Below are 216 nucleotides of genomic sequence, written 5' to 3'. Positions count from 1 at the left end.
GCGGCCGCCGCCTGCGGCAAGGCTTCGGCGAAAAGCGTGACCATGTCGGCGGCATGACCTTCGACCGGTTCGGCGCGGAAGAAGCCGGCCATCAGCATGTCGCGCAACCGGATGGCAAAAGTCTCGTCGGTCGCCGCAAGGCGCGCAACTAGCGGCCGCGCCGCCGCGCGCAGCCCGGCATGGGCGCCGGTGGCCGCCAGCGTGATGCCGTCGCGA

1 protein-coding gene is annotated in these 216 nt (G+C 72.2%); it reads right to left on the bottom strand.

The genetic code is table 11. The annotated features are described in order from the left end of the window. On the bottom strand, nucleotides 1-216 hold a 216-nt coding region (locus CQ14_RS44730; protein ID WP_057859702.1), incomplete at both ends, for a hypothetical protein.

The sequence above is a fragment of the Bradyrhizobium lablabi genome, assembly GCF_001440475.1.
GTDB lineage: Bacteria > Pseudomonadota > Alphaproteobacteria > Rhizobiales > Xanthobacteraceae > Bradyrhizobium > Bradyrhizobium lablabi.
Note: the sequence above shows the minus strand (reverse complement) of the source record. Positions and strands in the feature narration are given on the sequence as shown.